Raw genomic sequence first — 18,859 nt, forward strand, 5'->3', positions numbered from 1 at the left:
CCAGTAAGCTCCTGGGGATTCGCTGCGTTGCCGCCTTCCTGCAACTCGAATTATTTTGGGTATAGATAAACCGCTAAGCCAGCGGCAATGCCATCACGATCGCATCTTCGCGCCCGTTGGCGCTTGGGTAGTAATTGCGGCGTAGGGTGACTTCGTTGAACCCAATCTCTTCATACAGCGCAAGCGCGGCACGGTTAGAGGCGCGCACTTCCAGCCACAGGGTGACCACGCCGCGGGTTTCCAGCTCGGTTATCAGCGCTTCCAACAGTGCGCGGCCAAAACCCCGGCGCTGCCACTGCGGGTGGATAGCGATATTGAACAGCGTCGCTTCATCCAGCACGATCTGGGTAATGGCGAACCCGGCCAACTGCCCATCCGCTTCCAGCTTAAGGTTAAGGTAACGATCGCCCTGGTTGCTGGCAAAGGTCGCCTGCGACCAGGGAAAGGCATGACTGGCTTGTTCAATGGTGAAGGCTGTGGCCAGATCGGCCGCTGTCAGGGAAGAAATCTTGTTCATGGTGACAAATCTGCTGCCAGAGTGCGCGTTTCGCACCCACGTCATGAGAAAGCTCGGCCAGCGCCGGGCTGTATAGCTGCGCACCCGGCACCGCAAGCGGCTCCGCGATACCCAGCCGCCAACTGTTGCACGCGGTGCCTTCCGGCAGCATCAACACCTGTTCCGGCGTCAGCGCGTAAGTTTGCGCCGGCATTAACTGCAGGCTGCGCAATACGTCGCAAAACAGCGGATCGTTCGGCTCCGGCAGGCATTGCGCCACCACCAACAACCGCGTTTCCGCCGGCAGGCTCACGGCCACTTCGCCCTGCAACACGGCCGGGCGGCGCAATATCCACTGCGTAATGCCCAGTTGCTGTAACAGCCAGTCGCGTTTCGATGCCATGCCGATTCCTGTGAAGAGCTACCCGTCATTGCGCGCCATGCGCCGCGCTATGCTAACAAACCCGCGCCAACCACGCCAACAAACCCGTCGAACATAGCGCCACAAACCTCTATAATCCCCGATCTATTTTCGAGGAGCCAAAACCTGATGTCTGCATTAACCCCCGCCAGTGAAGTCATGCTGCGCCACAGTGATGAATTTACCGCACGCCGCGTACTGTTTGCCGGCGATCTGCAGGATACGCTGCCGGTGCAGTTCGACGCGGCCGACGTGCGTGCCCATACCCAACAATATCATCACTGGCAGTTGCTGAACCGGACGATGGGTGACCATGCTCAGTTCGGCCTGACGGTAAGCCCGGCGTTCATCGCGGAATGCGACACGCTGATCTATTACTGGCCGAAAAGCAAACAGGAAGCGCAGTTCCAGCTGTGTAACCTGCTATCGCTGTTGCCGATCGGCGCGGACATCTTTGTGGTCGGCGAAAACCGCAGCGGCGTGCGCAGCGCGGAGCAAACCCTCGAAGGCTACGCCCAACTGGCAAAAATCGACAGCGCCCGCCGCTGCGGCCTGTACCATGGGCGCCTGGATAGCCAGACCACGTTCGCACTGGAAGACTGGTGGGAAAGCTATCAGTTGCACGATCTGGACGTCAAAACCCTGCCGGGGGTCTTCAGCCGCGACGGCCTGGACGTAGGCAGTTCACTGCTGCTGTCGACGCTGGAAAAACACAGGAAGGGCAAAGTGCTGGATATCGGCTGTGGCGCCGGCGTGATGGCCTCTGTGTTGTCCCGGCTGTCGCCCAAAGTAAAGCTGACCCTCAGCGACGTGAACGCGGCCGCGGTGGAATCCAGCCGCGCGACGTTAGCCGCTAACGGTATCGAAGGGGAAGTCATTGTCAGCAATGTCTATTCCGACATCAGCGGCCGTTTTGATCTGATTATCTCCAACCCGCCGTTCCACGATGGCCTGCAAACCAGCCTGACCGCCGCGGAAACGCTGATCCGCGGGGCGGTGAAGCACCTGCCGATCGGCGGGGAATTGCGCATCGTCGCCAACGCCTTCCTGCCTTACCCGGATATTCTGGACGCCACCTTCGGCAGCCATGAGGTGCTGGCGCAGAATGGCCGCTTCAAAGTGTACAAAGCGGTGGTGGGCCGCCCGCCGCGCAGCGGCAAAAAGAAATAGCGCCAAAAAAAGCCTCCGCATCAGGGAGGCTTTGCATACTGTGCCGCGGGCCGTTAGCCGTTGAGATATGTCATTGAATCCGGCGTATAGCGTTCGCCGGCCACGGCCCCGGACGAGAACACCCGGTCAATCGCCTGCAGCTCGGCCGCCGTCAGCGTAATATCGGCGGCGGCGACGTTCTCTTCCAGATAGCGGCGGCGTTTGGTGCCCGGGATCGGCACAATATGCTCGCCCTGCGCCAACACCCACGCCAGCGCCAATTGCGCCGGCGTTACGCCTTTCTGTTGTGCCAGCCCCTGTACGGTTTTCACCAGTTCCAGATTGCGCGCAAAGTTCTCGCCCTGGAAGCGTGGATTGCCGCGGCGGAAATCATCATCGGCCAGATCTTCCGGGCGCTGGATTGCGCCAGTAAGGAACCCGCGGCCCAATGGGCTGTATGGCACAAAGCCAATGCCCAGCCGCTGGCAAGCGGCCAACACGCCCTGTTCCGCGTCGCGCGTCCACAGCGAATATTCCGTTTGTAGTGCGGTAATCGGGTGCACGCGGTGGGCGCGCTCCAGCGTGGCGACGGACGCCTCGCTCATACCGATATAGCGGATCTTGCCCTCTTTGATCAGATCCGCCATGGTGCCGATCACCTCTTCGATCGGCACGGTGGGATCAACCCGGTGCTGATAGTAGAGATCGATGGTTTCAACACCCAGGCGCTGCAGGCTGCCTTCAACCGCCCGGCGGATATATTCCGGGCGGCTATTAACGCCGCGCGCGGTAGGATCGGCCGGATCGCGCACGATGCCAAACTTGGTGGCCAGGAAAACCCGATCGCGTTTACCCTTGATTGCCTTGCCCACCAGTTGCTCATTGGTGTGCGGCCCATACATATCCGCGGTGTCCAGCAAGGTGACGCCCAGCTCCAGTGCGCGGTGCAGCGTGGCGATCGCCTCTTTCTCATCCGCATTGGTAAAGTAGAAATCGCTCATCCCCATGCAGCCAAGGCCAATGGCAGAAACCGACGGGCCGTGGGTACCTAATTTGCGCTGTTGCATTTGCCTTCCCTCATCGTTTGGGTTTGCCTTTGGGGCTATGAACCCCAGCGTGATGACAAAGAGTCTGGTTGTTATCAGCAAAAAGATAAATAATGAAAATCTGACATCACTGTTTATAAAAAACCAACAATCAGGGCAAAGGTATGGATCAGATACAGGCGATGCGCATCTTTATCCGCATCGTGGAGTTGGAGAGCTTCAGCCGCGCCGCGGAACAGTTGCAGATCCCCCGAGCCACGGCCAGCAATACGCTAAAACGCCTGGAGCAACAGCTCGGCGTGCGTTTGCTGATCCGCACCACGCGCCATGTGCAGGTGACCGCCGAAGGCACACGCTATTACCAATGCTGCCTGCAACTGCTCGACGCGCTGGAAGAAGCCAACACCCTGTTCCACAGCCATAAACAACAACCCGCCGGCAAAGTGCGCATCGATATGCCCCATTCCATGGCGCGCGAGATCGTGATCCCTGCGCTGGAGGATTTTTATCAGCGTTACCCGGCCATCACACTCGCCATCGGGGCCAACGATACCCACGTCGACCTGCTGCGCGAAGGCGTGGACTGTGTGCTGCGCGCCTGGCATACCGAAGACGAAAACCTGGTTGGCCGGCGTATCGCACAATTCCCGCAGATCACCTGCGCCTCTCCGGCCTACTTGCGCAAACATGGCGTGCCGGCATCGCTTGATGATCTGCAGCATCATCAGACGGTGGGGTACTTTTCCCTGATCAGCAACCGCAACTACCCGCTGGAGTTCTGCCGTGGCGGCAAGGTAGAAATGCGCGAACTGCCCGCGGTGCTTAGCGTCAGCGGCGCGGATGCCTATGTCAGCGGCGCGTTGGCCGGGATGGGCCTGATACAGGCGAAGCGCAGCTCACTGGCGGCCAGCCTGCAAAAAGGGGAACTGGTTGAAGTACTGGCGGACACCCCACCTCCGCCGATGCCGGTTTATATCATGTACCCGCCCGGTCGTTTCCTTGCGCCGCGCGTCAGAGTGTTGATTGATTGGCTGGTGGCGCTGTTCGCAGAACAGCAAATATAGGGAGATGCCGTTTTTTCCAGCAAACGCCCAGAATCAGGGAAATAACTGTTGACGTGCTCGCCAAAATCTCTAGAATTCGCCTCCGTGGTTGCATTACTACAGTAATGTTTCTGGCAAGCGAAGGTGGCGGAATTGGTAGACGCGCTAGCTTCAGGTGTTAGTGTCCTTACGGACGTGAGGGTTCAAGTCCCTCTCTTCGCACCAAAAACCACGCGATTTATATTGCACAGCATCTGTGCGAAGGTGGCGGAATTGGTAGACGCGCTAGCTTCAGGTGTTAGTGTTCTTACGGACGTGAGGGTTCAAGTCCCTCTCTTCGCACCACGCTGGTGATATAAATCAAAGCAACAACATCGACTGTGCGAAGGTGGCGGAATTGGTAGACGCGCTAGCTTCAGGTGTTAGTGTCCTTACGGACGTGAGGGTTCAAGTCCCTCTCTTCGCACCAATTGATGGCCTGTTTTATCCCCTTTCCCGCTACGGCCTTTTACTTCCCCCCAGCTCAATACATCACCCTAATTAATGCTGCGCGTATCAACCAAAGCTGAAGTTAAGACTGATTGCCGCCAGCCCACCGGCCAGCGCCATACAGGAAGGCAACAGCAGATAATGGCGCCAGCGGCTATTGAACAACATCACCAGCGTTACCAGCATCGCGATCACGATCAGCGTACGCAGTTGCATCATATTCAGATCAACCAACGCCAGCAGCGGCATTAATGCGCAGGGTAACAATACGCCCCAGGCGCTGGCCATCCTGCGGCCCAGGCACCAGCTGACGCCCCATAGCCCACACGCGGCAATCATGGCTGCAATCATGACAGGCTCCAAGTGATAATGATTACCAATATCATATATCACTTTTTTTCAGTGCGCATCATTTTCGCAATGCCGGCCAAACGCGGATGACAGACTGGCGAAAAAATGCTAGCTTGCCCTAAGAAAATTCCCAAATCTGGTTGCGTGTTGTACAGCCACACAAAAGAGTGCCAAATTCGGCAACTGATTCACGCGCCGGGAATGACCGACACTTTATTTTCCGACATGCTGTTTTTGTAAAGAGTGCCCCCGTATGAACGCGCGTTCTTATCAGGAGTTATTGAACAGTAAACACCGTTTGTTATTACTGCTGTTCTTGTTAATGAACGCAGCCTCTGCAGTTTTTGCGTTATTCGCCCCCTTTAAAGGTACGCCTTCCATCACGCTGGCACTGCTGGGCATTCTGTTGTTTTGCCTGGCGGCATTGTTATATTCACTGCTCTCGCCGGTGGAATACGCCAATAAAATCCATATTTTCGCGCTGGTGCTGGGCCTGCTGTGGGCAGCCCATGTCTACATTAAAAGCCGCTATATCACTGATGACGCTCAAAATTTCCTGATGATTAGTCTCATCAGCCTGTTTTTGCTTAGCGCCATCACGCTGACCAGCAATCTATTGGCCTTTTGCCTGCACGCCGTGCCTTCGGCCATTACCATTTTATGGCTTGACGGCATGCACAACACGTTGCGCGTGTTGTTCACTTTGATACTGCCGATTATTGCCGTCTCGATGCACCACATCCTGCTCAAACGCAGTGAAAACTTTACGCAAGAGCTGGTCGCCAACCTGTTCGACGAACGCGACAGGTACAGTGATTTAAGCATGCTCGATCCTTTAACCGGTCTGTATAACCGCCGCGGGTTAAAGAGCAAACTGGAAGCGCTGCCGGCGCCAAACCCGGGCCAGCATTACGTGCTATTGCTCGATATCGATCGCTTCAAAGCCTATAACGATAACTACGGCCATACCATGGGCGATCAGGCCCTGGTGCGCGTGGCCGCCGCGATCCGCGACGCCGTGCGTTCCCGTGATATTGTTGTGCGCTATGGTGGGGAAGAGTTCCTGGTGCTGTTAACCAACGTCAACGAGGAATATGCCTCACAGTTGGCGGAACGTGTGCGCCAACGGGTAGTGGAACTGGAAATACCGCATTATTTCAACCAGTTGGAAACCACTACGGTCACGCTCAGCGTGGGGATAGCAGAGTTGGATGGGCAGGATATGGATGCGGCGATCCGCGCGGCGGACACGGCGCTTTATCTGGCGAAAAACAACGGCCGCAACACCATTGAACTGGCGAAAAATATCCGCACCATGGCTTCCTAGGGTAGGCCATAAACACAGCGAAAAAACTTTACCCCGCCGCTCTTTTTCCACATGCCACAGCGGCCCGGGCACATTACACTAACAAACCAGTAAGCCTACCCTACTGCTATTTTTAATATGGATAACTACCGTTGAAGAACCGATTCTCCGCATCTTTGCTGGCGCTGGGCCTTTGCGCCATGCCGCTGGCCAGCCAGGCCGCTACTCCCCAGTTGGCTTCACAGATCGTCGATCAGTATGCCGAGCATATTTTCTATAATAGCGGCGCTGTCGGTATGGCGCTGGTGGTGATCGACGGTAACCAGATCGTCAACCGCAGCTTTGGCGACACCAGGCCGGGGAATAACCTGCGCCCGCGGCCAGATTCGTTAATCCGTATCGCATCAATCACCAAGCTGATGACCAGTGAGGTGATGGTAAAAATGGCGGCGGAAGGCCAGGTCAAACTGACCGATCCATTGAGCAAATACGCGCCGCGCGGCACGCGCGTGCCGGGCTATAACAACAGGCAGCCGATCACCCTGCTCAACCTGGCGACCCACACCAGCGGGCTGCCGCGGGAACAGCCGGGCCAGAAGCCGCCGAAAACGCCGGTATTCACCTGGCCAACCAAAGCCCAACGTTGGCAGTGGCTGGCGCAGGCCGCTATTACTGTCCCACCGGGCGTACGGGCCGCCTATTCCAACCTGGCGTATGATTTACTGGCCGATGCGCTGTCGCGCGCCGCGGCAAAACCCTATAACGCCCTGCTGCGGGAAAAAGTCACCGCGCCGCTGGGCATGGTGGACACCACGTTCAGCCCCAGCGCCGAGCAGTGTTCGCGCCTGATGGTGCCGGCGGCTGGCCCGAGCGCCTGCCGCGATACGACCGCTGCGGCCGGTAGCGGCGGCATTTACTCAACGCCGCGCGATATGCAGCGTTGGATGCAGCAATTTTTGGCGTCCAACAACAGTGGGCCACGCAAAACCACCGCCGCCAGTGAGCAAACCATGTATTTCCAGCGCAACGATCTGGTTTCGCTGAAAGGCATGGATGTGCCGGGCCAGGCCGATGCCCTGGGGCTGGGTTGGGTTTACATGGCGCCAAAGGATGGCCTGCCGGGCATCATCCAGAAAACCGGCGGCGGGGGCGGCTTCATTACCTATATGGCGATGGTTCCTCAGCAAAACATCGGCGTGTTTGTCGTCGTCACGCGCTCTGAACTAAGCAAATTCACCAACATGAGCGATCCGGTCAACCGGCTGGTCGGTGATCTGCTGGCGAATCGCGGGTAACCGCTCCCTGCTGTTCCTCCTCCGGGCCGCCTGCCCGGAGGAGGAACAGCGCAGCGCTCACACTCCTGGCCAAAAACCGTGGTTTGCCCTGCCGCGCTGCACTATGCTGGAAGTTTACCGTGCGACGAGGAACCGACCGCTATGCCCACCAGCCTGATGATCGCCAACCGGCAAACCTGGTTCGGCAACGAGACCATTAACCAGCTGATTCCCTTGCTGAAAGCCAATCCTCAGCCCACGCTGCTGTTCAGTTGCCGCTCGTTCCTGAACGGTGCGGTGTATGCCAGCATGGAGCAGGCATTGGCGCCGTTATTGGCGGGGATCGAGATCGTCAGCCACGAAGCGGCGCCGCAGGAGATCGATGCGTGGGTAGCGCAATGGCGCGGCCGGGTGCAGCGCGTGGTAGCCATCGGCGGCGGCAGCGTGCTGGATGCCGCCAAGGCGTTTGCCGCCATGGTTGAGCATCCGCTGCCCACGCTGCGCTATCTGGAAAAAATCGGCGACAGCAGCGTCAGCGGCGCAACGTTGCCGTTAATCGCCATCCCCACCACGGCCGGCACCGGCAGCGAAGTCACGCAAAACGCCGTTGTCACTGATACCCAACAGCACAAAGTCAAAGCGTCGTTGCGCCACCCCAATTTCGTGCCGCAGATCGCAATCCTGGATCCGCAACTGCTGCAAGGCGCGCCGGATACGGTGCTGGCCTATTGTGCCATTGACGCCTTTACCCATCTGTTCGAATCCTATCTGTCAAAAACCGCCAGCCGCATGTCGCGAGAAATGTCACTGGCGGGCATCCGCCACTTTCTCAACGCCTGGCCGGCATTAAACCGCAGTGATGAAGCACGCGAAGAGATTATGCAGGCCGCTTATCTGGGCGGCCTGACGCTCAGCATGGCCGGCCTGGGGGTGATCCACGGCATCGCCGGCGAAGTCGGCGCGCTGCGGGCCTACCACCACGGCCACATATGCGGGCGCTTGCTGCTGCCGTTTTTAACGCTGCTGGAGCAAGGCACCGAGCCACAGCAACAAACGCTGCTGGCGGAACTGGCTCAGCGCCTGTTCCCACAGGCCAAAGACCACCCAGCTCGCTACCTGAACGCCATCATTACCCGCGAGGCGATCGTTCCGTTCTGGCAGGACGATCTGCCGCTCAGCCAACGGGAGCTGGCCATCAGTCTGGAAAAATCCAATAGCAAAAATTCGCTGATCGGCTATTCGGCCACTCAGCGCCAGGCGATGATTGCAGCGGCATTTCGCATTGAGTAACGTTTCCGCTTTCAGCACAACACGGTAAATGGCGGGTATACTCCCCCCGTTAACGCATAGGAGAGCGAAGATGAGTATTATCGATTGGATCCTGACCGGCATTGCCGCGGGCCTGATTATCGGCGCGCTGATGAAGATTTTCGGCAAGAAAAAGGATCGCTGAAGGCCTATAGATCGACATGGGGCGCAATCAGCGCCCCATTAATAGCAATTCTTCAGGCAGTGCCCTAACGAATCAATTCACTTTCACCGGCATACCGGAACGCATTTTAATGGCATCGTCCACGTTATTCTGGTTAATCGCCGCATCTATCAGCACTTTGCCGACCGGCGCGGAAATGGTGAGAGGCACTGGCTCTTTGGACTGCAGCTCTTCCTCACTGGCGGACAGCGGGTTGTGCACTTCCAAATAGCGAGAACCGTCCGGCTCAACGCTCGCTTTTACCGGTTCGTTGATAAACTGCACGCGGGTACCTACCGGCACGTTATCAAACAGGTACTTGATATCATCGGCACGCAAACGCACGCAGCCGTGGCTGACGCGCAGCCCAATGCCAAAGTTGGCGTTGGTGCCGTGGATGGCATACAGGCGGCCCACGTACAGCGCATACAGCCCCATCGGGTTATCCGGGCCAGCAGGGTACACCGCCGGCAGGATTTCCCCTTGGGCGGCGTATTCTTCGCGCATTTTGGCGGTCGGCGTCCAGGTTGGGCCGTCTTTCTTACGCTGCACGCTGGTTACCCAGTTCTGCGGCGTGTCTTTGCCCAACTGGCCGATACCAATCGGCAACACCACGACGGTGTTAGAACCTTTCGGGTAGTAGTACAAACGCATCTCGGCGCTGTTGACCACAATCCCCTGGTGCGGGGTATCTGGCAAAATCAACTGCTGCGGGATGGTCAGCGTACTGCCCGGCAGCGGCAGGAACGGATCCACACCGGGGTTAGCTTCCAACATGTTGCTCAGGCCCATCTGATACTGGGCGGCAAAGCTTTCCAACGGCAGCTTGCTGTCTGCCGGCACCTGGATCTGGATATTCTCCCCCACCAGGCGGCTGCCCTTGGGAGGCAGCGGGTAGACAACGGCAAAGGCAGCCTGGCTGAATGCAACCAGCGCTGTAAACAGGGTTAATAACGCGCGAATGCTCATTTTCATCTTCGTATAGTGGTGGCCGCACTGGCGGTAATAGACATCGGTTATGGGCGGCCATAAAGACCGGATGCGCATTATATGTTCACTTGGCCCAAAGAGTGAAACATTCCCGGTTTCATATCGCACTTTTTTGTAACCCGGTACTGCTTACTACGGTATTTTTGTTAAACCGCCAGAGCCGGCGCCACGCCGACAGTTCAGGCAGCTTAAGGCCTGGGCGCCGAAAAAAGCGTGCCGATTCATCGCGCTATACCGCCGCGCACGCTGGATCTTTACGCCTGATTTTCAGAAAATTCCCAACCATATCCACCACATAGCACAACGCCTTAACGCGGTGTCCCCCACGCAGCCGAACACACAAAACGATCGCGCCGCCTAACGAAAAAAGCGCGCCATGTCACGCGCGGATACTGAAAAGAAAATAACTGCCATTTGAGAAAAATAATGATTATTATTCTTAAGTGAAAAGTGGTGCGCAGAAACGTGCCCGGAAACCTTCTACTTGCTTTTCAATGTTGAGCCTGTTTCGCCGTCCGGCATCTGCCCTGCGGCAATTTGATATGGACTATACGGAGATACTATGACCTCTTTGATCACAAGTGCCCGCTCGCGGTTTGCAAAACGCGCGGTGTCCCCTCTGGTGCTACTGACCACGATGCTGCTTTCCACCGCGCTGTATGCGCAGGCCGAGCCGGAAGTGCTGCGCAAACCGGTAGCCAAAGGCGCCTATGAAATGGTTTACAGCCAGAGCCAGGATGCACTGTATCTGGCAACGTCGCAAAGCCGCCGTCTGGATAAAGGCGGCGTGGTTTATCGCCTGGATCCGAAAACGCTGGATATCACACAGGCTATTCACAACGACATCAAACCGTTTGGCGCCGCGATTAATCAGCAAACCGACACGCTGTATTTCGGCAACACCGTTAACAACTCGCTGACCGCCATTGATGCCAAAACCGGTGACGTAAAAGGCCGCCTGGTGCTGGACGCGCGCAAACGCTCTGAAACGGTTCGGCCGCTGGCGCCGCGTGAACTGGTCGCCGATACCGGTACCGACACCGTTTATATCACCGGCCTGGGGGAATCCAGCGTGGTGTGGGTGGTTGACGGCAAAGACCTGAAGCTGCGCACCACCATTACCGATACCGGCAAAATGGGCACCGGGCTGGCGTTGGATGCGGCGGCAAACCGCCTGTACGTTACCAACGGCGACGGTGAACTGGTTACCATCGACACCAAAACCAACAAAATCCTCACTCGCAAGAAAATCGACGAAGCCAAAGAGCACTTCTTCCTGAATATCAGCCTGGATCCGGCGACGCACCGTGCGTTCCTGACCGATTCCAAGCAGGCCCAACTGCTGGTGGTCGACACCCGCAATGGCAATATTCTTAAAGCCATCGACGTGCCGGAATCACTGGCGGTGCTGTTTAACCCAGCGCGTAACGAAGTTTACGTGACTCACCGTAAAACCGGTGAAGTCAGCGTGATCGACGCCAAAACCTACAACGTGTTGCACACTATCAAAACCCCGGTTTATCCGAACAGCCTGGCGCTGTCACCGGATGGCCAAACGCTGTACGTCAGCGTGAAGCAGGCTTCAACCCGTGATAAAGAAGCGACGGATCCGGATGACGTGATTCGCATCGCCTTCAAATAAACTCGCAGGGGCGCAGCCGCGCCCCTGTTTATCCCCCACCGGCGCCCTTCTATAAAGCACAACCAGACAGCCCAAATAGACTATAATGTGACAAACATCACAGCTTTCACTTTTTACCCTTTCCTGTAAGTTGGGCCGCCAGAGCGCATGGCGCAAGCGATCACAAAACGGGTGCTGTACAGCAATCCGACGGTCATTTGAATTCTTTGTCCCAGGTCAAAAAAATCCGCCCAATCCCAATATATAGTGCATACATATCCAAATTAAACTATATATAGTATTTATCCACAAAATCATCCACAACCGCCGCACCCCTTGTGCGCCGCGGGTTTGGCCTGTGGATAAGCCAAAATACGCATAATGCTCCGCATCCGGGCAAGGAGAAACAACGTGAAACCAGTAGTGATCAAACGGGATGGTTGTCAGGTACCTTTTGACGAGGCGCGTATCGGCCAGGCGGTAGAACGAGCGGCGCTGGCCGCCGGGATTGTCGACGCCGACTATTGCGCCACCATTGCCCGGGTGGTCGCTCAACAGATGGAACAGCGCCAACGCGTCGATATTCACGAAATTCAGCAGGCGGTGGAAAACCAGCTGATGGCAGGCCCTTACAAACAGCTGGCGCGCGCCTATATCGAATATCGCCACGATCGCGATATCTCACGCGAGCTGCGCGGCCGCCTCAACCAGGAAATCCGCGGCCTGGTGGAGCAAAGCAACGTGGCGCTGCTCAACGAGAACGCCAACAAAGACAGCAAGGTGATCCCAACCCAGCGCGATCTGCTGGCGGGCATCGTGGCCAAGCACTACGCCAAGCAGCATATCCTGCCACGTGACGTGGTGCTGGCGCATGAGCGCGGCGAAATCCACTATCACGATCTCGACTATTCGCCGTTCTTCCCAATGTTCAACTGCATGCTGATCGATCTGAAAGGCATGCTGACCAACGGCTTTAAAATGGGCAATGCCGAGATCGAACCGCCAAAATCGATCTCCACCGCCACCGCCGTGACGGCGCAAATTATCGCCCAGGTTGCCAGCCACATATACGGCGGCACCACCATCAACCGGATTGATGAAGTGCTGGCGCCGTTTGTTAGTGAAAGCTACAACAAACACCGGAAAGTAGCCGAGCAATGGCAAATCCCGGAGGCGGAAGACTACGCCATGGCGCGGACCGAAAAAGAGTGTTATGACGCCTTCCAGTCGCTGGAATATGAGGTTAACACCCTGCACACCGCCAACGGCCAGACGCCGTTCGTCACCTTCGGCTTCGGCCTGGGCACCAGTTGGCAATCGCGCATGATCCAACAGTCGATCCTGAAAAACCGTATCGCCGGGCTTGGCAAAAACCGCAAAACCGCGGTATTCCCGAAGCTGGTGTTCGCCATTCGCGATGGCCTGAACCACCGTTTCGACGATCCGAACTACGATATCAAGCAGCTGGCGCTGGAATGCGCCAGCAAGCGCATGTACCCGGATATTCTGAACTACGATCAGGTAGTTAAGGTCACCGGCTCTTTCAAAACCCCGATGGGCTGCCGCAGCTTCCTGGGCACCTATGAAGAGAACGGCGAGCTGATCCACGATGGCCGCAATAACCTGGGCGTAATCAGCCTGAACCTGCCGCGCATCGCGCTGGAAGCCAAGGGCGATGAGTCACGTTTCTGGTCGCTGCTAGACGATCGCCTGAACCTGGCCAAGAAGGCGTTGATGACGCGTATCGCGCGGCTGGAAGGGATCAAAGCGCGCGTCGCGCCTATCCTGTATATGGAAGGCGCCTGCGGCGTGCGGCTGAAGGCCGACGACGACATTGCCGAAATCTTCCGCAATGGCCGCGCGTCTATCTCGCTGGGCTATATCGGCATTCATGAAACCATTAACGCGCTGTTCGGCACGGAAAAGCACCTGTACGACGACGACACGCTGCGCGCCAAAGGCATCGCCATCGTGGAACGGCTTAGCGCCGCGACCGAAAGCTGGAAGAAAGAGACCGGCTACGGCTTCAGCCTGTACAGCACCCCCAGCGAAAACCTGTGCGATCGTTTCTGCCGGCTGGATACCGCCGAATTTGGCGTGGTGCCCGGCGTGACCGATAAAGGCTACTACACCAATAGCTTCCACCTGGACGTGGAGAAAAAGGTTAACCCGTACGACAAGCTGGATTTTGAAGCGCCTTACCCACCGCTCGCCAGCGGCGGCTTCATCTGCTACGGCGAATACCCGAACCTGCAGCATAACCTGAAAGCGCTGGAAGACGTTTGGGATTACAGCTATACCCGCGTGCCGTATTACGGCACCAATACGCCAATCGACGAATGCTATGAATGTGGCTTCACCGGTGAGTTTGAGTGCACCAGCAAAGGGTTCACCTGCCCGAAATGCGGCAACCATGATTCCACCAAGGTTTCCGTGATCCGCCGCGTATGCGGCTACCTGGGCAGCCCGGACGCACGGCCGTTCAACGCCGGCAAGCAGGAAGAGGTGAAACGCCGGGTCAAACATTTAAACAATGGGCAGCTAGGTTAACCCCGCCCTCACCCTGGCCCTCTCCCCCAGGGAGAGGGAAAAGTGTTTGCCACCGTAAACCCCCGCTGTCTGTGGCCACATCCGGTAGCAGAGACGTGCCCTTCCCGCTCAAGCATGAGCCTCGCTCTGCCCCCTCTCCCCTTGGGAGAGGGTTAGGGTGAGGGAACTGGCACCGCCCTGCTCCCTCTCCCCTTGGGAGAGGGCTGGGGTGAGGGAACTGCGCCGCCCTGCCCCCTCTCCCCTTGGGAGAGGGTTAGGGTGAAAACACTGGCACCGCCCTGCTCCCTCTCCCGCTGGGAGAGGGTTGGGGTGAGGGGAAAACAAACAGAAGCCAATATTATGAACTACCACCAGTACTACCCGATTGATGTCGTCAACGGCCCCGGCACACGTTGCACCCTGTTCGTTGCCGGCTGTGTGCACCAATGCCCTGGCTGCTACAACAAAAGCACCTGGCGGCTAAACTCCGGCTTACCGTTTACCGCGGCGATGGAAGATCAGATCATCAACGATCTCAACGACCCCCGCATCCCCCGCCAGGGGCTGTCGCTATCAGGTGGCGATCCGCTGCACCCGCATAACGTGCCCTTCATCTTGCAGTTGGTCAAACGCGTGCGCGCAGAATGCCCCGGCAAGGATATCTGGGTGTGGACCGGCTATCAGCTTGCCGAGTTAGACGCGGCGCAAATGCAAGTGGTGGATCTGATTAACGTCTTGATCGATGGGAAATTCGTGCAGGATCTAAAAGATCCGATGTTGATCTGGCGCGGCAGCAGCAACCAGGTGGTGCACAGGCTGCGCTAAGGCCGTTTCCCGCACATCGCCTCTAAACCGGCCTTAGCGCCGATGCAGTTGGTCGGACTCCAGAATATTCACCCCGCTCCCAGCGCTAAACGCCTGCGCCAACAGGGCGTGCGCCACGTCCTGCGCCGCCACCGCACGCCATTTTCCCGGCAGCAGCTTGAACAACGGCGCCGTCAGGCGCTCCATCCCACGCGGCGTTGCGCGCTCCCCCAACAGCATTGATGGCCGTACCAGCGTCAGGCGCGGCCAGTTCTGTTCACGCAGCGCTTGCTCCATCTCACCCTTAGTGCGGTTATAGAAAAAACCGGAGCGTGGATTAGCCCCCAGCGCACTGACCACCAGGCAGTGCCGCGCACCCAGCCGCTGCCCGGCCTGCGCGCTCGCCACCACCAGCGAAAAGTCCACATCACGGAACTTCTCGGCGCTGCCCGCCTGCCGGCGCGTGGTGCCCAGGCAGCAAAACACGGCGTCGACCGGCGCTTCCAGGCCGGCCAACAGCGCATGCAAATCGCCGCCGACCGGGTTATCCAGTTTGGCGTGCGGCGGCAAGGGCACGCGCGTCGGTGCGACGATCGCCGTAACCCGCTCATCGGCCTGCAACTGCCGCAACAGCGCGCTACCGACCAGGCCGGTAGCCCCAACCAGTAAAACCTTCATCATGCGTCTCCTTATTCGCTGCGGGACCAGTGCAGTTTTTTGCCAAAGCCCAGCGTATTGTCGGTCATTTTGACCTCCTGCAGGGTGAGCTGCCAGATTGGCGCCTTCATCACTTTGGCGATCGGGAAGCGCTTGCAATAGCGGGCGCGCGCCAATGCCTCTTCTTCCCCGGAAAGCCGGGCGATATCACCGCGGTACTGCACCCCGCGGATCAGCGCGATCGTTTTCGGCTGTGGCGCGATGGTGCCGACGACCCGTGGCCGCTGCTGCATCAGCTCGCCGTGGCGGGTGTGCGGTTCCGTCATCAGCCACAGCGCCATGCGCTCGGCGTCAAACACGTAAAAGCAGTTAGCGCACCACATGTCCGCGCCGTTGCCGGCGCACAGCGTCAATACGTGTTGCTTATTCAAAAAACGGGCGATCAGTGATTGGTCTTCGCTCATGCTGACTCCGGTTCCCTGTGCATGGTTAAGGTCGCGCCGGTGATTTTCAGTTGGCACCCCAGCAGGGGCGTAAAAAAGGGTACAGAAACCCGGCGGCATTCCCTATAGTAACCTGAGCGAAAATATTGGGAATCACAAAGGGATAGCGGGTGAAAGAAAGCACTTCCTGGCACCTTTATATGCTGCGGTTGCCTAACGGCATGCTCTATACGGGGATCACCACCGATGTGGCACGGCGCGTGGCGCAACACCAGGCGGGTAAAGGGGCCAAAGCCCTGCGCGGCAAAGGGCCGCTGGCGTTGGCGTACCACTGCCAGATTGGCGACCGCTCGCTGGCGTTGCGGCTGGAATACCGGGTAAAGCAGCTTAGCAAACAGCAAAAAGAGCGGTTGGTAAGCCACCCGCCCCTTTCGCTGGCGCACCTGTTGCCTGGCGCTAAAAACGATTAAACGGCGGTGAATACGCCACCAGCCCGCAGGGGCCGGCCAACGCGTCTTCGGCCAGCGGGTAAACCTGCAGGGCGCTTTCGCCACCGGGCCAACGGCAGTGCAAATCGTACTGCGCCGCGTTTTTAAAGCCCAGGCGCGCGTAATAGGCCGGCTCGCCCAGCACCACCACGGCGGCATAGCTGAATTCATTGAGCGCATCCAGCCCTTCATACACCAGCTTCTCGCCCAGCCCCTGGCCGCGCAGGCTTTCCTCCACCGCCAGCGGCGCAAGCGCCACCCATTGGCGATCTTCACCGGCAACGTCCACCGGGCTAAAGGCGGCATAACCCACCACCCCACCTTCGTCGTCCGTCGCAACAATCCCCAGCGTTAACAGGCCATCTTCACGCAGTTGGTGAACCAGTTCGGCCTCGTCATCACGGCCAAAGGCGCGGCGAAGCAGGCCATCAATGCCCGCGGCGTCCACAGGAATTTCCACGCGTATCAGCATGGCGCCACCCGTTGCGGAGGTTGTTCGACGCAATCTTCCAGGCCAGCCTCAACGAAATCGGCCAGTTGCAGCAGGCCGATGCGCAGCGGCGCCGGCATGGATTCAAGCTCGATGGCATCCATCAGGTTTTTGACGTACAGGCCCAACTCGGTATCCCCTTCGATCTGAAGCCGGCGTTGGAAAAACAGCGTATCGGGATCCTGCTTGCGCGCCGCGACCAGGATCAGATCGTTGGCATCGCCACTGAAGCTGACATCCGCCTGCGCATGCTGGCTCACCACCAACCGATCGTTCTCCACGCTCATAAACCAGCTCAGCGCCAGATCGCGTATTTCGATCTTCAGCCAGCGCGATTCCAGAAACGCCAGCTCGCCATCGGCCAACGCCTGGCGGAACTGCCAACTCAGCACCTGCTGTAAAACCTGGCGCTGCAGAGCAAACGGCGTGAGTTTTAACGGTACGCGCAACAGCGCTGGCCCCTGACGCACAAGGCGTGCTCGTAGTTTTTCCAACACAGTCATTCACTCCTTTCAATACAGATTGCCAGTATTTTGCCACATCGGTGCCCAGGTACCGCGGCTTATATCAACAAATCGGCATTTCAACACCGCGATACCCTGTTTATCAATACGCCAGAAACTGCCCCAAATCAAAGCCTGTTGGCCGCGGCTTCACTAAAATTAGCCTCTTGTTTCAATTACTGCCGGTAAAAATGCTTATCCCCACGCGGCTTAGGGCCGCAGCACGAAAAATCAGAGTATACCCGGCAACAATTATCACAGCGAATAAGCCCGCTGGATCAGGATAAATCTATGGAGCTGCTTTGCCCCGCCGGCAACCTGCCGGCTTTGAAAGCCGCGGTGGATAATGGTGCCGATGCCGTTTACATCGGCCTGAAGGACGACACCAATGCGCGCCATTTCGCCGGGCTCAATTTCACCGAGAAAAAGCTACAGGAAGCGGTGAACTACGTGCACCGGCATAACCGCAAGCTGCATATCGCCATCAATACCTTCGCTCACCCGGACGGCTATGCCCGCTGGCAACGGGCGGTGGATATGGCTGCGCAGTTGGGCGCGGATGCGCTGATCCTGGCGGATCTGGCCATGCTGGAATATGCCGCGGAGCGTTATCCGCAGGTAGAACGCCACGTCTCGGTGCAGGCTTCCGCCACCAACGAGGAAGCGATTCGCTTTTACCAGCGCCACTTCGGCGTAGACCGCGTGGTGCTGCCGCGCGTGCTGTCGATGCACCAGGTGAAGCAACTGGCGCGCACCAGCCCGGTGCCGCTGGAGGTGTTCGCCTTCGGTAGCCTGTGCATCATGGCCGAAGGGCGCTGTTACCTCTCCTCCTACCTGACCGGTGAATCCCCCAACACCGTCGGCGCCTGTTCGCCGGCACGTTTTGTGCGCTGGCAGCAAACGCCGCAGGGCATGGAATCACGCCTTAACGAGGTGCTGATCGACCGCTATCAGGATGGGGAAAACGCCGGCTACCCGACGCTCTGTAAGGGCCGCTACCTGGTGGACGACGTGCGTTACCATGCGCTGGAAGAGCCCACCAGCCTCAACACGTTAGAACTGTTGCCGGACCTGCTGGCCGCCAACATTGCTTCGGTGAAAATTGAAGGCCGCCAGCGCAGCCCGGCATACGTCAGCCAGGTGGCGCGGGTATGGCGCCAGGCTATCGATCGCTGTAAAGCCAACCCAGGCGCCTATCAGCCCGATCCTCGCTGGATGGAAGCCTTGGGCGCGATGGCCGAAGGCACCCAAACCACGCTCGGTGCCTATCACCGCAAATGGCAGTAGG

Annotated in this window: 19 protein-coding genes and 3 tRNA genes; 13 read left to right on the forward strand and 9 right to left on the reverse strand. The window is 58.1% G+C overall.

Features of this window, described 5'->3' with window-relative positions; all coding sequences use genetic code 11:
• Window positions 1-73 precede the first annotated feature (73 nt).
• Together rimI and ACN28Q_RS09205 are read right to left on the reverse strand one after the other, a co-directional pair.
• Window positions 74-517, reverse strand: coding sequence for a ribosomal protein S18-alanine N-acetyltransferase (rimI, locus tag ACN28Q_RS09200; RefSeq protein ID WP_095846075.1), 444 nt, complete (start codon window positions 515-517; stop codon window positions 74-76).
• Window positions 462-899: a DNA polymerase III subunit psi gene (locus ACN28Q_RS09205; RefSeq protein WP_095846076.1), complete on the reverse strand. Its 438-nt coding sequence runs from the start codon at window positions 897-899 to the stop codon at window positions 462-464. Before ACN28Q_RS09205 ends, rimI begins: the two co-directional genes overlap by 56 nt.
• A gap of 147 nt (window positions 900-1,046) precedes the next feature.
• On the opposite strand from ACN28Q_RS09205, the gene rsmC reads away from it, so the two are divergent.
• On the forward strand, window positions 1,047-2,087 hold the full coding sequence (gene rsmC / locus ACN28Q_RS09210; protein ID WP_095846077.1) for a 16S rRNA (guanine(1207)-N(2))-methyltransferase RsmC: 1,041 nt from the start codon (window positions 1,047-1,049) through the stop codon (window positions 2,085-2,087).
• Window positions 2,088-2,140: 53 nt separating this feature from the next.
• On the opposite strand, the gene ACN28Q_RS09215 is transcribed toward rsmC, so the two are convergent.
• A complete protein-coding gene (locus ACN28Q_RS09215) occupies window positions 2,141-3,133 on the reverse strand; it encodes an aldo/keto reductase (protein WP_095846078.1) in 993 nt (330 codons plus the stop codon).
• Window positions 3,134-3,276: 143 nt separating this feature from the next.
• Between ACN28Q_RS09215 and ACN28Q_RS09220 the strand changes: the two genes are divergently transcribed.
• The 4 genes from ACN28Q_RS09220 (at window position 3,277) to ACN28Q_RS09235 (ending at window position 4,624) form a co-directional block, all read left to right on the forward strand.
• Window positions 3,277-4,176: a LysR family transcriptional regulator gene (locus ACN28Q_RS09220; RefSeq protein ID WP_095846079.1), complete on the forward strand. Its 900-nt coding sequence runs from the start codon at window positions 3,277-3,279 to the stop codon at window positions 4,174-4,176.
• 117 nt (window positions 4,177-4,293) lie between these two features.
• A tRNA-Leu gene (locus tag ACN28Q_RS09225) sits at window positions 4,294-4,380 on the forward strand.
• A gap of 33 nt (window positions 4,381-4,413) precedes the next feature.
• Window positions 4,414-4,500: transfer RNA gene (locus tag ACN28Q_RS09230), tRNA-Leu, on the forward strand.
• A 37-nt stretch (window positions 4,501-4,537) separates the two neighbouring features.
• Window positions 4,538-4,624: transfer RNA gene (locus tag ACN28Q_RS09235), tRNA-Leu, on the forward strand.
• Window positions 4,625-4,710: 86 nt separating this feature from the next.
• Here the strand turns inward: ACN28Q_RS09235 and ACN28Q_RS09240 are convergent.
• The gene (locus tag ACN28Q_RS09240; protein WP_095846080.1) at window positions 4,711-4,995 is read right to left on the reverse strand and encodes a DUF1435 domain-containing protein; all 285 of its coding nucleotides are present in this window, start codon (window positions 4,993-4,995) and stop codon (window positions 4,711-4,713) included.
• Window positions 4,996-5,248: 253 nt separating this feature from the next.
• Here ACN28Q_RS09240 and ACN28Q_RS09245 point away from each other — a divergent pair, with 253 nt between their 5' ends.
• The 3 genes from ACN28Q_RS09245 to ACN28Q_RS09255 all read left to right on the forward strand — a co-directional run bounded on the left by ACN28Q_RS09245 (window position 5,249) and on the right by ACN28Q_RS09255 (window position 8,865).
• Entirely contained in the window at window positions 5,249-6,322 is a 1,074-nt protein-coding gene (locus ACN28Q_RS09245) for a GGDEF domain-containing protein (protein ID WP_095846081.1), read from the forward strand.
• Between the two features lie 131 nt (window positions 6,323-6,453).
• Window positions 6,454-7,596 carry a D-alanyl-D-alanine-carboxypeptidase/endopeptidase AmpH gene (gene ampH, locus ACN28Q_RS09250; RefSeq protein ID WP_095846082.1) on the forward strand — a complete coding sequence of 381 codons (1,143 nt, stop codon included), beginning with the start codon at window positions 6,454-6,456 and terminating at the stop codon, window positions 7,594-7,596.
• A 141-nt stretch (window positions 7,597-7,737) separates the two neighbouring features.
• On the forward strand, window positions 7,738-8,865 hold the full coding sequence (locus ACN28Q_RS09255) for an iron-containing alcohol dehydrogenase (RefSeq protein ID WP_095846083.1): 1,128 nt from the start codon (window positions 7,738-7,740) through the stop codon (window positions 8,863-8,865).
• Window positions 8,866-9,100: 235 nt separating this feature from the next.
• Here the strand turns inward: ACN28Q_RS09255 and ACN28Q_RS09260 are convergent, their stop codons facing one another.
• On the reverse strand, window positions 9,101-10,021 hold the full coding sequence (locus ACN28Q_RS09260) for a L,D-transpeptidase family protein (protein ID WP_095848976.1): 921 nt from the start codon (window positions 10,019-10,021) through the stop codon (window positions 9,101-9,103).
• Between the two features lie 652 nt (window positions 10,022-10,673).
• Here ACN28Q_RS09260 and yncE point away from each other — a divergent pair.
• From yncE to nrdG, 3 genes are all read left to right on the forward strand, one after another.
• Window positions 10,674-11,678 (forward strand): 7-bladed beta-propeller protein YncE, encoded by a 1,005-nt coding sequence (gene yncE, locus ACN28Q_RS09265; RefSeq protein WP_413541191.1) that lies wholly within the window; start codon window positions 10,674-10,676, stop codon window positions 11,676-11,678.
• Window positions 11,679-12,068: 390 nt separating this feature from the next.
• Complete coding sequence (gene nrdD / locus ACN28Q_RS09270) at window positions 12,069-14,207, forward strand: anaerobic ribonucleoside-triphosphate reductase (protein WP_095846085.1); 2,139 nt, start codon at window positions 12,069-12,071, stop codon at window positions 14,205-14,207.
• A gap of 339 nt (window positions 14,208-14,546) precedes the next feature.
• Window positions 14,547-15,011: an anaerobic ribonucleoside-triphosphate reductase-activating protein gene (gene nrdG / locus ACN28Q_RS09275; RefSeq protein WP_095846086.1), complete on the forward strand. Its 465-nt coding sequence runs from the start codon at window positions 14,547-14,549 to the stop codon at window positions 15,009-15,011.
• A 33-nt stretch (window positions 15,012-15,044) separates the two neighbouring features.
• Here nrdG and ACN28Q_RS09280 read toward each other — a convergent pair whose 3' ends face one another.
• Both ACN28Q_RS09280 and ACN28Q_RS09285 read right to left on the reverse strand, forming a co-directional pair.
• Window positions 15,045-15,671 (reverse strand): NAD(P)H-binding protein, encoded by a 627-nt coding sequence (locus ACN28Q_RS09280; RefSeq protein ID WP_095846087.1) that lies wholly within the window; start codon window positions 15,669-15,671, stop codon window positions 15,045-15,047.
• Between the two features lie 8 nt (window positions 15,672-15,679).
• Window positions 15,680-16,111 (reverse strand): YhbP family protein, encoded by a 432-nt coding sequence (locus ACN28Q_RS09285; RefSeq protein ID WP_095846088.1) that lies wholly within the window; start codon window positions 16,109-16,111, stop codon window positions 15,680-15,682.
• Window positions 16,112-16,290: 179 nt separating this feature from the next.
• Here ACN28Q_RS09285 and ACN28Q_RS09290 point away from each other — a divergent pair, with 179 nt between their 5' ends.
• Window positions 16,291-16,560 (forward strand): GIY-YIG nuclease family protein, encoded by a 270-nt coding sequence (locus ACN28Q_RS09290; protein ID WP_095848977.1) that lies wholly within the window; start codon window positions 16,291-16,293, stop codon window positions 16,558-16,560.
• Here the strand turns inward: ACN28Q_RS09290 and ACN28Q_RS09295 are convergent.
• Together ACN28Q_RS09295 and ubiT are read right to left on the reverse strand one after the other, a co-directional pair.
• Window positions 16,547-17,050 carry a GNAT family N-acetyltransferase gene (locus ACN28Q_RS09295; protein WP_095846089.1) on the reverse strand — a complete coding sequence of 168 codons (504 nt, stop codon included), beginning with the start codon at window positions 17,048-17,050 and terminating at the stop codon, window positions 16,547-16,549. The two genes, ACN28Q_RS09290 and ACN28Q_RS09295, sit on opposite strands and share 14 nt — an antisense overlap.
• The gene (gene ubiT / locus ACN28Q_RS09300) at window positions 17,044-17,565 is read right to left on the reverse strand and encodes a ubiquinone anaerobic biosynthesis accessory factor UbiT (RefSeq protein ID WP_095848978.1); all 522 of its coding nucleotides are present in this window, start codon (window positions 17,563-17,565) and stop codon (window positions 17,044-17,046) included. The genes ACN28Q_RS09295 and ubiT overlap by 7 nt, the downstream gene beginning before the upstream one ends.
• A gap of 297 nt (window positions 17,566-17,862) precedes the next feature.
• On the opposite strand from ubiT, the gene ubiU reads away from it, so the two are divergent.
• Window positions 17,863-18,858 carry a ubiquinone anaerobic biosynthesis protein UbiU gene (gene ubiU, locus ACN28Q_RS09305; protein WP_095846090.1) on the forward strand — a complete coding sequence of 332 codons (996 nt, stop codon included), beginning with the start codon at window positions 17,863-17,865 and terminating at the stop codon, window positions 18,856-18,858.
• Window position 18,859 lies beyond the last annotated feature (1 nt).

It is taken from the genome of Gibbsiella quercinecans, assembly GCF_002291425.1.
Taxonomy (GTDB): domain Bacteria; phylum Pseudomonadota; class Gammaproteobacteria; order Enterobacterales; family Enterobacteriaceae; genus Gibbsiella; species Gibbsiella quercinecans.